Annotated in this window: 15 protein-coding genes; 7 read left to right on the top strand and 8 right to left on the bottom strand. The window is 66.3% G+C overall.

Annotation, left to right across the window (positions count from 1 at the left end):
* Positions 1 to 47: 47 nt before the first annotated feature.
* Positions 48 to 692, top strand: a complete 645-nt coding sequence (locus RN629_RS09860; protein WP_407035076.1) for a peptidylprolyl isomerase — start codon at positions 48 to 50, stop codon at positions 690 to 692.
* 12 nt (positions 693 to 704) lie between these two features.
* Here RN629_RS09860 and RN629_RS09855 read toward each other — a convergent pair whose 3' ends face one another.
* The 7 genes from RN629_RS09855 to aroQ all read right to left on the bottom strand — a co-directional run bounded on the left by RN629_RS09855 (position 705) and on the right by aroQ (position 6,046).
* Positions 705 to 1,139, bottom strand: a complete 435-nt coding sequence (locus tag RN629_RS09855; RefSeq protein ID WP_407035075.1) for a hypothetical protein — start codon at positions 1,137 to 1,139, stop codon at positions 705 to 707.
* Between the two features lie 117 nt (positions 1,140 to 1,256).
* Entirely contained in the window at positions 1,257 to 2,669 is a 1,413-nt protein-coding gene (glnA, locus tag RN629_RS09850) for a type I glutamate--ammonia ligase (RefSeq protein WP_407035074.1), read from the bottom strand.
* A 106-nt stretch (positions 2,670 to 2,775) separates the two neighbouring features.
* Positions 2,776 to 3,114, bottom strand: a complete 339-nt coding sequence (locus RN629_RS09845) for a P-II family nitrogen regulator (RefSeq protein WP_007405799.1) — start codon at positions 3,112 to 3,114, stop codon at positions 2,776 to 2,778.
* A 160-nt stretch (positions 3,115 to 3,274) separates the two neighbouring features.
* Positions 3,275 to 3,610 carry an arsenate reductase (glutaredoxin) gene (gene arsC, locus RN629_RS09840; protein WP_407035073.1) on the bottom strand — a complete coding sequence of 112 codons (336 nt, stop codon included), beginning with the start codon at positions 3,608 to 3,610 and terminating at the stop codon, positions 3,275 to 3,277.
* 136 nt (positions 3,611 to 3,746) lie between these two features.
* On the bottom strand, positions 3,747 to 5,099 hold the full coding sequence (gene accC / locus RN629_RS09835; protein ID WP_407035072.1) for an acetyl-CoA carboxylase biotin carboxylase subunit: 1,353 nt from the start codon (positions 5,097 to 5,099) through the stop codon (positions 3,747 to 3,749).
* Between the two features lie 6 nt (positions 5,100 to 5,105).
* Positions 5,106 to 5,585 (bottom strand): acetyl-CoA carboxylase biotin carboxyl carrier protein, encoded by a 480-nt coding sequence (gene accB, locus RN629_RS09830; protein WP_407035071.1) that lies wholly within the window; start codon positions 5,583 to 5,585, stop codon positions 5,106 to 5,108.
* Positions 5,586 to 5,599: 14 nt separating this feature from the next.
* Positions 5,600 to 6,046, bottom strand: a complete 447-nt coding sequence (gene aroQ, locus RN629_RS09825; RefSeq protein WP_407035070.1) for a type II 3-dehydroquinate dehydratase — start codon at positions 6,044 to 6,046, stop codon at positions 5,600 to 5,602.
* 128 nt (positions 6,047 to 6,174) lie between these two features.
* On the opposite strand from aroQ, the gene thiS reads away from it, so the two are divergent.
* Positions 6,175 to 7,182, top strand: coding sequence for a sulfur carrier protein ThiS (gene thiS, locus RN629_RS09820; RefSeq protein ID WP_407035069.1), 1,008 nt, complete (start codon positions 6,175 to 6,177; stop codon positions 7,180 to 7,182).
* Positions 7,183 to 7,273: 91 nt separating this feature from the next.
* The gene (locus RN629_RS09815; protein WP_407035068.1) at positions 7,274 to 7,456 is read left to right on the top strand and encodes a CsbD family protein; all 183 of its coding nucleotides are present in this window, start codon (positions 7,274 to 7,276) and stop codon (positions 7,454 to 7,456) included.
* A gap of 273 nt (positions 7,457 to 7,729) precedes the next feature.
* Here the strand turns inward: RN629_RS09815 and RN629_RS09810 are convergent, their stop codons facing one another.
* Positions 7,730 to 9,379 carry a thiamine pyrophosphate-binding protein gene (locus RN629_RS09810; RefSeq protein WP_407035067.1) on the bottom strand — a complete coding sequence of 550 codons (1,650 nt, stop codon included), beginning with the start codon at positions 9,377 to 9,379 and terminating at the stop codon, positions 7,730 to 7,732.
* A 100-nt stretch (positions 9,380 to 9,479) separates the two neighbouring features.
* Here RN629_RS09810 and RN629_RS09805 point away from each other — a divergent pair, with 100 nt between their 5' ends.
* Genes RN629_RS09805 through RN629_RS09790 form a run of 4 tightly spaced genes read left to right on the top strand, consistent with a single transcriptional unit; the run spans position 9,480 to position 12,424 of the window.
* Positions 9,480 to 10,181 (top strand): CoA transferase subunit A, encoded by a 702-nt coding sequence (locus tag RN629_RS09805; RefSeq protein WP_407035066.1) that lies wholly within the window; start codon positions 9,480 to 9,482, stop codon positions 10,179 to 10,181.
* Positions 10,181 to 11,092 carry an HAD family acid phosphatase gene (locus RN629_RS09800; RefSeq protein ID WP_407035107.1) on the top strand — a complete coding sequence of 304 codons (912 nt, stop codon included), beginning with the start codon at positions 10,181 to 10,183 and terminating at the stop codon, positions 11,090 to 11,092. The genes RN629_RS09805 and RN629_RS09800 overlap by 1 nt, the downstream gene beginning before the upstream one ends.
* A 2-nt stretch (positions 11,093 to 11,094) precedes the next feature.
* On the top strand, positions 11,095 to 11,730 hold the full coding sequence (locus RN629_RS09795) for a CoA transferase subunit B (RefSeq protein ID WP_407035065.1): 636 nt from the start codon (positions 11,095 to 11,097) through the stop codon (positions 11,728 to 11,730).
* Positions 11,731 to 11,734: 4 nt separating this feature from the next.
* Entirely contained in the window at positions 11,735 to 12,424 is a 690-nt protein-coding gene (locus RN629_RS09790) for a glutathione S-transferase family protein (RefSeq protein ID WP_407035064.1), read from the top strand.
* Positions 12,425 to 12,470 lie beyond the last annotated feature (46 nt).

Here is a 12,470-nt window from a genome sequence, read left to right as displayed (position 1 = left end):
CCGGGTTGCGGACGCCCGACGGATTTCGACTGATATCGGAGACGCTGATGATCCTGCTGCCCATCGCCCTGTTCCTGGCCCAGGCCGTTGCCGCCCCGCTGCCCGCCGTCTCGCCCGCCACTCCGCCCACCATATCGGCCGCGCCAGCGGAGGCGCCCAGGCCGGTGCTGGTCCGCGTCGCGATGGAGACCAATGCCGGTCCGATCGTCCTCGACCTCGACCGCACGCATGCGCCGATCACCACCGCCAATTTCCTGCGCTATGTCGACCAGCACCGGCTGGACGGGGTGACCTTCTACCGCTCGGTCCGGGTGGCGCCCGATTTCGGCTTCGTCCAGTTCGGCATCCAGAACGAACCCAAGCGCATCCTGCCGCCGATCGCGCATGAGCCCACCACCAAGACCGGGCTGCGCCACCGTGACGGCACCATCTCGATCGCACGGCTGGCCCCGGGTACGGCGCGCGGCGACTTCACGATCATGGTCGGTGACCAGCCCTCGCTCGACGCCGACCCGTCCAAGCCGGGCGACAATCTGGGCTATGCCGCCTTCGGCCAGGTGGTGGAGGGGATGGACGTGATCCACCGCATCCTCGACGCGCCCACCGATCCGGCCAAGGGCCCGTTCAAGGGCGAGATGCTGGCCGCGCCGGTGAAGATCCTGTCGGCGAAGCGGATAGCGATGGCGAAGTGACGGCCCCGCCGTTCATCCTTCGGTTCGGCACGTCGTCCTGAGGCCTTTGACCCGGATCGTCGCCTTTTCGCCGGCGGCCAGTGGTGTGACGATCCTGTTGCCTTTCCACAGGAAGCGAAAGTTCATCCGGCCGACCAGCTTGCAGATCGCGCCCTTCCCATCGGGCCCGCACATGTCTTCGGCCCGGCGATAGTCATCCACGGTCGCGGGTTCGATGGGGGTGACGCCGACGCCCGTGGAGAAGGTGCCGCCGAAGAGGACGCGCTGCCCGAAATTCATCGCGTTGATCGTCCATTCGGTCCGACCATCGGCGGCGGCGGGCTTGTCGATGCCGATATCGGTCGCCAGCCGCGCGCAGAAATCCGGTGTCATGGTGCCGGTTTCGGGCGGTCGCGCCGCGCCGGTAAGGGCCATCAGCGCCAGCCCGGCCCAAATAGGCTTCGTCATCGGTATGCCTGCCCCCGCTCTGCCCGTCATTATCCCCGGTGCCGATCTGTCGTTCAACCAAAAAGAAAGGGGCCTCGCGGCCCCTTTCCCCGTAGTGACATTGGTGCAGGGACTGGATCAGCCGCTGTAATACATGTCGTACTCGACCGGGCTGGGGGTCATTTCCCAACGCATCACTTCACCCATCTTCAGCTCGATATAGCTTTCGATCTGGTCCTTGGTGAACACGTCGCCCTTCAGCAGGAAGTCGTGGTCGGCGGCCAGCGAGTCAAGCGCTTCGCGCAGGCTGGCGCAGACGGTCGGGACCTGGGCCAGCTCGGCGGGCGGCAGGTCGTACAGGTTCTTGTCCATCGCCTCGCCCGGATGGATCTTGTTCTGGATGCCGTCCAGACCCGCCATCAGCAGCGCCGCATAGGCGAGATAGGGATTCGCCAGCGCGTCGGGGAAGCGGACTTCGACGCGCTTCGACTTCGGGCCGGTGCCGTACGGGATGCGGCACGAGGCCGAGCGGTTGCGCGCCGAGTAAGCGAGCAGCACCGGCGCTTCATAGCCCGGCACCAGACGCTTGTACGAGTTGGTGGTCGGGTTGGTGAACGCGTTCAATGCCTTGGCGTGCTTGATGATGCCGCCGATGAAATACAGGCAGGTTTCCGACAGGCCCGCATAGCCGTTGCCGGCGAACAGCGGGGTCTTGCCTTCCCAGATCGAGAAGTGGGTGTGCATGCCCGAGCCGTTATCGTCCTTGATCGGCTTGGGCATGAAGGTCGCGGTCTTGCCATAGGCATGGGCGACCTGATGCACGACATATTTATAGATCTGCATGCGGTCGGCGGTCTGGGTCAGCGTGCCGAAGGTCATGCCCAGTTCGTGCTGCGCGGCGGCCACTTCGTGGTGATGCTTGTCGCAGGGCAGGCCCATTTCGAGCATGGTGGTGACCATCTCGCCGCGAATGTCGACCGCGGAATCGACCGGTGCGACGGGGAAATAGCCGCCCTTGGCGCGCGGACGGTGGCCCAGATTGCCGCCTTCATACTCGCGGCCCGTATTGGTCGGCAGTTCGATATCGTCGATCTTGAAGTAGGACGACGCATAGTTGGTGTCGAACTGCACATCGTCGAACATGAAGAATTCGGCTTCCGGGCCGACATAGACGGTGTCGCCGATGCCGGTGGTCTTCACGAACGCCTCGGCACGCTTGGCGGTCGAGCGCGGATCGCGGGCGTACAGCTCACCGGTCGACGGCTCGACGATGTCGCAGAACAGGATCAGCATCGGGGTGGCCGAGAAGGGATCGGTGTAGACGGCGTCGAGGTCGGGCTTGAGCACCATGTCCGACTCGTTGATCGCCTTCCAGCCCTCGATCGACGAGCCGTCGAACATCAGGCCGTCGGTCAGCTCATCCTCGCCCAGGATCGAGGCGACCATGGTCAGGTGCTGCCACTTGCCCTTGGGATCGGTGAAACGCAGGTCGATCCACTCGATCTCTTCGTCCTTGATCTTCTTCAGGATGTCGCTGGCCGTATTCGCCATGTGCCGTTCTCTCTCTGCTTGCCCGTCCCCGGCGACAGGCCGGTGGCGGTGATAAGGGTTTAGCCGGGCCGGATGTCGGCCCGGTGACGGAGGGGTTTCGGAAGCGTCAGATTGCCGCGTCGTCGCGTTCGCCGGTGCGGATGCGCAGGGCGGTCTCGACCGGGATCACGAAGATCTTGCCGTCACCGATGCGGCCGGTCTGCGCGGCGGCGGCGATCGCCTCGACCACGCGTTCGGCCAGGCCGTCCTCGACCACCACTTCCAGCTTCACCTTGGGCAGGAAGTCGACGACATATTCGGCGCCGCGATACAGTTCGGTATGCCCTTTCTGGCGGCCGAACCCCTTGGCCTCGGTGACGGTGATGCCGGACACGCCGATTTCATGCAGCGCTTCCTTCACCTCATCGAGCTTGAAGGGCTTGATGATCGCCTCAATCTTTTTCACGAGCCTGAATGCCCCCGATGTTGTTCGAACCCTCGCCCGATCCTGCGCGTAGCAGGGATCGTGCCAACTTCTCCGCCCTCTTGCGTGGGCAGGATCTGCGTCAGTCTTGCGCCCGAAAAGCAGGCAGGTGTCGGACCTGTGCCTATTTTTCGGGCAGCGCTCAAAGGATGTTCCGCACCGTTTCGGGCGGGCGGGCGATGACGACGCCCTTGTCGGTTTCAACCAGCGGGCGTTCGATCAGGATCGGATTGGCGACCATGGCGGACAGGATCGCGGCGTCATCCGCGTTGGCCAGCGTCTTCGCCTCGGCCTCGGCCGTGCGCAGGCCATCGCGCGGCGACAGCCCGCCCTTGGCGAAAAGGCGGCACAATTCCTCCGCGGCGGGTGGGGTCTTGAGATATTCGACCACCGTGACATCGGCCCCCGCCTGCGTCAGCAGGGCGAGCGTCTCGCGCGATTTGGAACAGCGCGGATTGTGGAGGATCGTCGCCTTCATCTGACGATCCTTGTGCCATGGGCGGCGCCATTTGTGGAGAGGCTAATCCGCGCCGCATCGCACAAAAAAGGCTCCCTCCCGCGTGGGGAAGGAGCCTTTGGAAGCGGTCTCCCCTAACAGGGAGGGTGCCGGACGATCACGCATCCTGCTTTGCCAGCCACTCCTCGAGCCACTTGATCGTATAGTCGCCCTTCTGGAATTCCGGATCGTCCAGCAGCGCCTGGTGGAGCGGGATGGTGGTCTTCATCCCCTCGATCACGAATTCGTTGAGCGCGCGGCGCAGGCGGCGCAGCGCGCCGTCGCGGGTGGTGCCATAGACGATCAGCTTGGCGATCATGCTGTCATAATAGGGCGGCACCTTATAGCCCTGATACAGCCCGCTATCGACGCGGACATGCATCCCGCCCGGCGCGTGATAGGTCTTCACCATGCCCGGCGAGGGCGCGAAGGTACGCGGGTCCTCGGCGTTGATGCGGCATTCGATGGCATGGCCACGGAACTGCACATCCTCCTGCCGCAGGGTCAGCGGATGACCCTCCGCCACGCGGATCTGCTCGCGCACCAGGTCCAGCCCGGTGATCATCTCGGTGACGGGGTGCTCGACCTGAAGGCGGGTGTTCATTTCGATGAAATAGAACTCGCCGTCTTCCCACAGGAATTCGATCGTGCCCGCGCCGCGATAGCCCATATCGGCCATGGCACCGGCGACGATGCCGCCCATGCGCGCGCGCTCCTCGGCCGAGATGATCGGCGAGGGGGCTTCCTCCAGCACCTTCTGGTGCCGGCGCTGGAGCGAGCAGTCGCGCTCGCCCAGATGGATGGCATTGCCGTTGCCGTCGCCGAACACCTGGAATTCGATATGCCGGGGGTTGCCCAGATATTTTTCCATGTAGACGGTCGCATCGCCGAACGCGGCCTTCGCCTCCGAGCCCGCCTGCTGCATCAGCGTTTCGAGCTGGTCCTCGGACGGCACGACCTTCATGCCGCGCCCGCCGCCGCCGCTGGCCGCCTTGATGAGGACCGGATAGCCGATCGCCGCCGCGAGTGCCTTGGCCTCCTCGACATCGGTGATCGCGCCGTCCGAACCGGGGACGAGCGGCAGGCCGAGCGCGCCGGCGGTCCGCTTGGCCTCCACCTTGTCGCCCATCACCCGGATATGCTCGGGCTTGGGGCCGACGAAGATCAGGCCGTGCGCCTCGACGATCTCGGCGAACTTGGCGTTCTCCGACAGGAAGCCATAGCCGGGGTGGATCGCGTCCGCGCCTGAAATCTCGGCGGCCGAGATGATGTTGGGGATGTTGAGATAGCTCTCGCCCGCGGACGGCGGCCCGATGCACACCGCCTGGTCGGCCAGGCGGACATGCATCGCATCCGCGTCCGCCGTCGAATGCACGGCGACCGTCTGGATCCCCATCTCGTGACAGGCGCGGTGGATGCGCAGCGCGATCTCACCGCGATTGGCGATCAGGAGCTTCTTGATCTGCGCCAAGGCGGCTTACTCGACGACGACCAGGGGCTGGTCGAATTCGACCGGCTGGCCATTTTCGACCAGCACGGCGGTGACGGTGCCGGCGGCGGTCGCGGTGATCGGGTTCATCACCTTCATCGCCTCGACGATCAGCAGCGTGTCACCCACGGCGACCTTCTGGCCCACCGCGGCGAAGGGCTTGGCGCCCGGCTCGGCCGCCAGATAGACGGTGCCGACCATCGGCGACTTCACGGCATTGGCCGATACGGTGGGCGCGGCGGCTTCCACCGGCGCCGCCGGGGCGGCGGCGGGGGACGGAGCGGCGGCGATGGCGGGCGCAGGGGCATAGGCCATCTGCGCAACCGGCGCTGCCTTGCGCGCGACGCGGATCTTGCGATCGCCATGCTCGACCTCGATCTCGGTCAGGGCGGTGGCGTCGAGCAGCTCGGCGAGCTGACGGACGAGGTCGACGTCGACCTTCATCGCTTGTTCAGTCTTTTCGATCATGGGCAGCGCTCCTGTCAGAACCGGGCGGCGGCTTCAAGCGCGAGCAGATAGGAATGCGCGCCAAAACCGGCAATTGTGCCTTTTGCGGCACGCCCGATGAAGCTCTCATGACGGAATGCCTCCCGCGCATGAGGGTTGGAGAGGTGGACCTCGATCACCGGCGTCGTCACCGCCTTGATCGCGTCATGGATCGCGATCGACGTATGCGTGAAGCCCCCGGCGTTGAGCAAGACGGCTTTCGCCTCATAGGCCTGCGCCTCGTGCAGCCAGTCGACCAGATGGCCCTCATGATTGGACTGGCGCATGTCGATCGTCAGGTCGAGTTCGCGCGCCCGGTCCTCGAGTATTCCCGCGATATCGTCCAGCGTGTCATGGCCATAGATATGCGGCTCGCGCAGGCCGAGCAGGTTCAGGTTCGGCCCGTTGAGGACATAAATAGTCTTGGGGAGGGTCGCGGACATCCGCACTCCTGTGGTTGCGGCCGGGTGTGGCCGGGCCTAGATCGAGGGCCTTCCTTAACCGCTTCCCCCGCTCCGCGTCGAGATTGGGCGTCGAGACCGGGGCCGGCGACTGCATGGTAAGTGACACAATGCCCCACACCGATGGAACCGTGACGATCACCGTGAATGGCGAGCATAAGCGCGTCGCCGCCGGGCTGTCGCTCGCCGATCTGGCCAGCCATCTGGGGCTGGTGCCCGAAAAGGTCGCGGTGGAACGCAATCTGGAGGTCGTGCCCCGCTCGACGCTGGCGCAGGTGCAGGTCGAGGATGGTGACGAGATCGAGATCGTCCATTTCGTCGGTGGCGGCGACCATGCGGTGGCCGTGGATGATGATTCGTGGGAAGTGGCGGGGCGGCGTTTCCGCTCGCGCCTGATCGTCGGCACCGGCAAGTACAGGGACTTCGCGCAGAATGCCGCCGCGGTCGAAGCCTCCGGGGCGGAGATCGTCACCGTCGCGGTGCGCCGGGTCAATGTGTCGGATCGCAACGCGCCGATGCTGACCGATTATATCGACCCCCGGAAGATTACCTATCTCCCCAACACGGCGGGTTGCTTTACCGCAGAGGACGCGATCCGCACGCTGCGGCTGGCGCGCGAGGCGGGGGGCTGGGACCTGGTGAAGCTGGAGGTGCTGGGCGAGGCGCGGACGCTGTACCCCGACATGGTCGAGACGCTGCGCGCGACAGAGGTGCTGGCCAAGGAAGGCTTCAAGCCGATGGTCTATTGCGTCGACGATCCCATCGCCGCGCGGCGACTGGAGGATGTCGGCGCGGTGGCGATCATGCCGCTGGGCGCGCCGATCGGCTCGGGGCTGGGGATCCAGAACAAGGTGACGATCCGGCTGATCGTCGAGGGGGCGAAGGTGCCGGTGCTCGTCGATGCGGGCGTGGGCACGGCGTCCGAGGCGGCGGTGGCGATGGAACTGGGCTGCGACGGCGTATTGATGAACACCGCCATCGCCGAGGCGAAGGATCCGGTGCTGATGGCGCGGGCGATGCGCGCGGCCGTGGAAGGCGGGCGTCTGGCCTATCGCGCCGGCCGGATGGGGCAGCGCCGCTATGCCGATCCGTCCAGCCCGCTCGCGGGGCTTATCTGACCTAAATTTCAGGGAACTTGTCGTAGCACGACGTGTTGTATCTTCGAGTGTTCAACGGAATCGCAAGATCCGCCAGCAAATGGAGGCTTTCATGGGTGAGCTCGTCGACAAGATCAAGGGCAAGGTCAACGAACTGGTTGGTGAGGCCAAGGAGGCGCTCGGCGATCACAATGACGATGCCCGCCTGAAGGCGGAAGGCCAAGTCCAGCAGGTCAAGGGCAAGGGCGAACAGATCAAGGGTTCGGTCAAGGGCGCTCTTGGCGACAACATTTAAGTCTGCTATTCGATTTCTGACTAAAGCAATCAGCAACGAACTCACCGTCCCGGTTACCCTCGGGGCGGTTTTCTTTTTTCTGGGACTGAGCGTGCGCAAAACAGGCTCTGTTGATAGTGCTATTGCAAGTCCTGCTCCCATGATCTGACCGTAACGTATAAAATCTTTTCGGAGGAGCAGCGAAGCGCCAAATTTGGCGCTTCGAAGTCTTCGTCGGCCATCGGTTCCCCTCGCTTTCCAGACCGGCGGCCCCGGCAGGACAGGCGGGCCGATTCAGCGGCCCGCGATTCGCGACAGGGTGGCGGCGGGGGTGATCACCTCGATATCGGTCTTGAGGTGCAACAGCCGGACGCCGGTCTCCGCCATCGCGCGTGCGAGGGCGGGTGCGAAATCCGCGGTTCGGGTGACCGGCTCGCTCCACGCGCCATAGGCGCGGGCCAGCGCGGCGAAATCGGGATTGGCCAGCCCCGTGCCTGCGATGCGGCCGGGATATTCGCGCTCCTGATGCATGCGGATGGTGCCATAGCCGCCATTGTCGACGACGATCACCAGCATCGACACGCCATGCTGGACGGCGGTCGCCAGTTCCTGCCCGTTCATCAGGAAACAGCCATCGCCTGCGAGCGCCACGACGGTCCGGTCGGGATGGCGCAGCGCGGCGGCGGTCGCGGCGGGGACGCCGTAGCCCATCGCGCCGCAGGTCGGGGCAAGCTGGCACCCCGGCTCGTACCGCCAATAGCGGTGCCACCAGCCCGAATAATTGCCCGCGCCGTTGCACAGGATCGAATCGGCAGGGAGAAGCTCACGCATCGCCGCGACGCACGGGCCGAGGTCCAGCACCACGCCCTCGCGCGGGGCGGGTTCGGACCAGGCGAGATAGGCCGCATGCGCCGCCGCGCCCGAGGCATGGGGCGCCTCCGCCTCGCCGGCCAGCAATTCCAGCATGCCCAGCGCCCGGTCGACGTCGCAACACAGCGCCAGATCGGTGCGATAGACGCTGTTCAGTTCCTCCGGGTCGGGATGAACATGGATCAGCCTTTGGCCCGGATGGTCGGGGGTGACGATGCCATAGCCATCGGTCGTCGCTTCGCCGAGTCGCGCGCCTAGCACGATCAGCAGGTCGGCTTCGCGCACCCGCTGCACCAGTGCGGGATTGGGACCATAGCCCAGATTGCCCGCATAGACCGGGCAGGTGGCCGAAACCGCGTCCTGGCGCCGGAACGCCGCGACCAGCGGGATGCCCGCCGCCGCGCCCCATTGCGCGGCCAGCGCCGTCGCGTCGGGCGTCCAGCAGGCGCCGCCGATGATCGCGACGGGACGCTGCGCCGCGCGGATCATCTCCTGCGCGGCCATCACGTCCTCGATCCGCACATCCTGCGACGGGCGTTCGATCCGGGGGCGGGGCGTGCCCTCGACCCGGTCGCACAGCATGTCCTCGGGCAGCGCCAGCACGACCGGGCCCGGCCGCCCGCTCATCGCGGTGGCATAGGCACGCGCGACATATTCGGGGATTCGCGCGGCATCGTCGATTCGCGCCGCCCATTTGGCGAGCGGGGCGAACATCGCCTGGAAATCGACTTCCTGGAACGCCTCGCGGTCGCGGGTGCCGCGGTCGACATCGCCGATGAACAGGATCATCGGCTGCGAATCCTGCCGCGCGACATGCACGCCGATCGCGGCATTGGTCGCCCCCGGCCCGCGCGTGACGAAGGCGACGCCCGGCCGCCCGGTCAGCGTCCCGTCGGCGCAGGCCATGAAGGTCACGCCGCCCTCCTGCCGACAGGTCACCAGGTCGATGGCGGGCGTATCGTGCAGCGCGTCCAGCACCGCCAGGAAGCTTTCTCCCGGCACGGTGAAGATGCGGTCGCACCCCTGTTCGAGGAGCGAGTCGACAAGCAGGCGTCCGCCGGTTTTCAAGGTCATGGCGCGCAGCCTAGACCTGCTTCCGGCGCGGGTGCAAACGCCGGGTTGACCCGGCTCCACCCGTCCGCCTAACCCTCTTGGCGAACCTAGGGAGGACGCCATGCAGAAGCTCTATGTCGACGCCGCCGCCGCGCTTGATGGCCTGTTGTTCGACGGCATGACGATCTGCGCGGGCGGCTTTGGCCTGTGCGGCATTCCCGAACGCCTGATCGACGCGATCGAGGCGGCGGGAACCAGGGACCTGACCATCGCCAGCAATAATGCCGGGATCGACGGGGTGGGGCTGGGCAAGCTGCTCCGCTCGCGCCAGGTGAAGAAGATGATCTCCTCCTATGTCGGTGAGAACAAGGAGTTCGAGCGGCAATATCTGTCGGGCGAGCTGGAGGTCGAGTTCTGCCCGCAAGGGACCCTTGCCGAGCGTTGCCGGGCAGGGGGCGCGGGCATCCCCGGCTTCTACACCAAGACCGGCGTCGGCACGCAAGTGGCCGAGGGCAAGGAAGTGAAGAGCTTCGACGGGGAGGACTATATCCTCGAGCGTGGCATCCGCGCCGACCTGTCGATCATCAAGGGGTGGAAGGCCGACGAAGCCGGAAACCTGATCTTCCGCAAGACCGCGCGCAATTTCAACCAGCCGATGGCGACGGCGGGCCGGATCTGCGTCGCCGAGGTCGAGGAGGTGGTGCCGGTCGGCAGCCTCGACCCCGACCAGATCCATCTGCCCGGCATCTATGTGAAGCGGATGATTGTCGGCGCGCCATATGAGAAGAAGATCGAATTCCGCACGGTGCGCGAGCGGGCATGATGCGGAGGGGCGGGTTTTCCGGCCGGCGATGGCAGGCGACGCTTGCCGCCATCCTGTCGCTGTCCGCCGCCTTGTCGCTGTCTGGCTGCGTCGTCGCGGTCGGCAACACCAGCCCGGCATCGCCTTCGCCAGTCGCGCCCAACCCGAAATTGGCGGGGATGCAATATCTCTACGGCTCGGCCGAGGCGGATGCGATTTCGCGCCAGGCCTGGACCGCGCTGGTCGCCTATGTCGGGGATCGGGTGAAGCGGCCGGTCGCCGACAGCGTGGTGCTGGCGAAGGGGGCGACGCTGGAGGCGCCGCGCTTCCTGTCCTGCGCGGGCAAGCGTCCGGCGGCGGTGTTCGACGTCGATGAGACCGTGCTGCTTAACCTGGGATTCGAGCAGGACGACCTGACCGGCCGGGCCGATCGTGCCTTTCCCGAACGCTGGCGCGCGTGGGAAGCGAGCGATGGCCAGGCGGTGCTGCCCACGCCCGGCGCGGCGGCGGCGCTCGCCGATCTGCGCGCCATGGGCGTGGCGGTGATCTTCAACACCAATCGCGACAGTGCCGACGGCGCGGCCCGGGCGCTGGACGCCGCCGGGCTTGGCCCGGCGGTGCATGGCGACACGCTGTTCGTGCGGCCCGACGGCGGCACCGGCGATGACAAGGATACGCGCCGCTGGCGCATCGCCGAGCGCTATTGCGTCGTCGCGATGGGCGGCGACCAGCTGGGCGATTTCAGCGGCCTGTTCGACCGGCCCGGCGGCGTCGCCGAACGGCGCGCCCGCGCCGACGGCCCGCGCATCGCGGCGCTGTGGGGGCGTGGCTGGTTCGTCTTTCCCAACCCCGTATACGGCAAGGCGCTGAAGGGCGCGGTCGATGACATCTTTCCCGCCGACCGGCGGTGGCATCCGACAGGAGAGCAGTGACCATGGCGTGGACCCGCGACGAAATGGCCGCCCGTGCGGCCAGCGAACTGAAGGACGGCTTCTACGTCAATCTGGGTATCGGCATCCCGACGCTGGTGGCCAACCACATCCCGCAGGGGGTGGAGGTGACGCTCCAGTCCGAGAACGGGATGCTGGGCATCGGCCCGTTTCCCTATGAGGACGAGGTCGATCCCGACCTGATCAATGCGGGCAAGCAGACGATCAGCGAATTGCCGCAGTCGGTCTATTTCTCGTCGGCGGACAGTTTCGCGATGATCCGGGGCGGGCATATCGACCTGACCGTGCTGGGCGCGATGGAAGTGTCGGAAAAGGGCGACATCGCCAACTGGATGATCCCCGGCAAGATGATCAAGGGCATGGGCGGCGCGATGGACCTGGTCGCGGGCGTCAAGAAGATCATCGTCGTGATGGAGCACAACGCCAAGGACGGCAGCCCGAAATTCATTCCCGAATGCACCCTGCCGCTGACCGGGCGCAACGTGGTCGACATGATCGTCACCGACCTGGCGGTGTTCCAGCGGCCCGATCACGACAGCGCCTTCCGCCTGGTCGAATGCGCGCCGGGCGTCACCGTGGACGAGGTCGCCGCCAAGACGACCGCGCGGTTCGAGCGTTAGGATCATGGCCTATACCCTCATCACCGCGAACCGGAATTATTCGAGCTGGTCGCTGCGCCCATGGCTGCTGATGAAGGCACTGGGCATTCCCTTTGCCGACCGGATCGAGCCGTTCGAGGCGGCGGAGAACTATGCGGCGTTCCGGGCCTTCTCGCCGACGGGACAGGTGCCGGTGCTGCTCGACGGGGAGCGGACCGTCTGGGATTCGCTCGGCATCGCGCTCTATCTGGCGGAGCGGCATCCCGGCGTCTGGCCGACGGACGAGGCCGCGCGGGCCTGGGCGATGTGTGCCGTGACCGAGATGCACGGCGGATTCGGCGCGCTTCGGGCGGCGCGGACGATGAATGTCGGCGTTCGCGTCGAGGCGCGTGGGGCATCGCCCGCGTTGCTGCGCGACGTGGCACGGCTGGCCGAATTATGGGCGGAAGGGCTTGGCCGGTTCGGCGGACCCTGGTTGGCGGGAGACGACTTCTCGGCGGTCGATGCCTTTTACGCGCCGGTCGCGTTCCGGGTCAGGACGTATGGCATCGATGTCGGGACGGCGGGAGCGGCCTGGGTCGCGGCCATCCTGGCGCATCCGGCGGTTCGCGACTGGGAAGCGCAGGCGCTGGCCGAGACATGGCGCGAGGCGGGGCATGAAGCGGAATTGCTGGACTGCGGCCGGGTGACGGCGGACCATCGCGCCGGGGCATGACTCCGGACGCGGCACCGACACCCGCGCGCCGATGACAAATCCGTCA

It is taken from the genome of Facivitalis istanbulensis, assembly GCF_040560405.1.
Classification (GTDB): domain Bacteria; phylum Pseudomonadota; class Alphaproteobacteria; order Sphingomonadales; family Sphingomonadaceae; genus Sphingomonas; species Sphingomonas istanbulensis.
The sequence above is the reverse complement of the archived record's forward strand: the minus strand, read 5'-3'. Positions and strand labels throughout refer to the sequence as shown.

Excerpts from the sequence above, each read along its gene's own strand:
- aroQ (WP_407035070.1), bottom strand. The coding sequence starts at position 6,046 with ATGTCCGCGACCCTCCCCAAGACTATTTATGTCCTCAACGGGCCGAAC.
- glnA (WP_407035074.1), bottom strand. The coding sequence starts at position 2,669 with ATGGCGAATACGGCCAGCGACATCCTGAAGAAGATCAAGGACGAAGAG.
- RN629_RS09805 (WP_407035066.1), top strand. The coding sequence starts at position 9,480 with ATGCAGAAGCTCTATGTCGACGCCGCCGCCGCGCTTGATGGCCTGTTG.
- RN629_RS09860 (WP_407035076.1), top strand. The coding sequence starts at position 48 with ATGATCCTGCTGCCCATCGCCCTGTTCCTGGCCCAGGCCGTTGCCGCC.
- RN629_RS09800 (WP_407035107.1), top strand. The coding sequence starts at position 10,181 with ATGCGGAGGGGCGGGTTTTCCGGCCGGCGATGGCAGGCGACGCTTGCC.
- arsC (WP_407035073.1), bottom strand. The coding sequence starts at position 3,610 with ATGAAGGCGACGATCCTCCACAATCCGCGCTGTTCCAAATCGCGCGAG.
- accB (WP_407035071.1), bottom strand. The coding sequence starts at position 5,585 with ATGATCGAAAAGACTGAACAAGCGATGAAGGTCGACGTCGACCTCGTC.
- RN629_RS09795 (WP_407035065.1), top strand. The coding sequence starts at position 11,095 with ATGGCGTGGACCCGCGACGAAATGGCCGCCCGTGCGGCCAGCGAACTG.
- RN629_RS09815 (WP_407035068.1), top strand. The coding sequence starts at position 7,274 with ATGGGTGAGCTCGTCGACAAGATCAAGGGCAAGGTCAACGAACTGGTT.
- RN629_RS09810 (WP_407035067.1), bottom strand. The coding sequence starts at position 9,379 with ATGACCTTGAAAACCGGCGGACGCCTGCTTGTCGACTCGCTCCTCGAA.
- RN629_RS09855 (WP_407035075.1), bottom strand. The coding sequence starts at position 1,139 with ATGACGAAGCCTATTTGGGCCGGGCTGGCGCTGATGGCCCTTACCGGC.
- RN629_RS09790 (WP_407035064.1), top strand. The coding sequence starts at position 11,735 with ATGGCCTATACCCTCATCACCGCGAACCGGAATTATTCGAGCTGGTCG.
- thiS (WP_407035069.1), top strand. The coding sequence starts at position 6,175 with ATGCCCCACACCGATGGAACCGTGACGATCACCGTGAATGGCGAGCAT.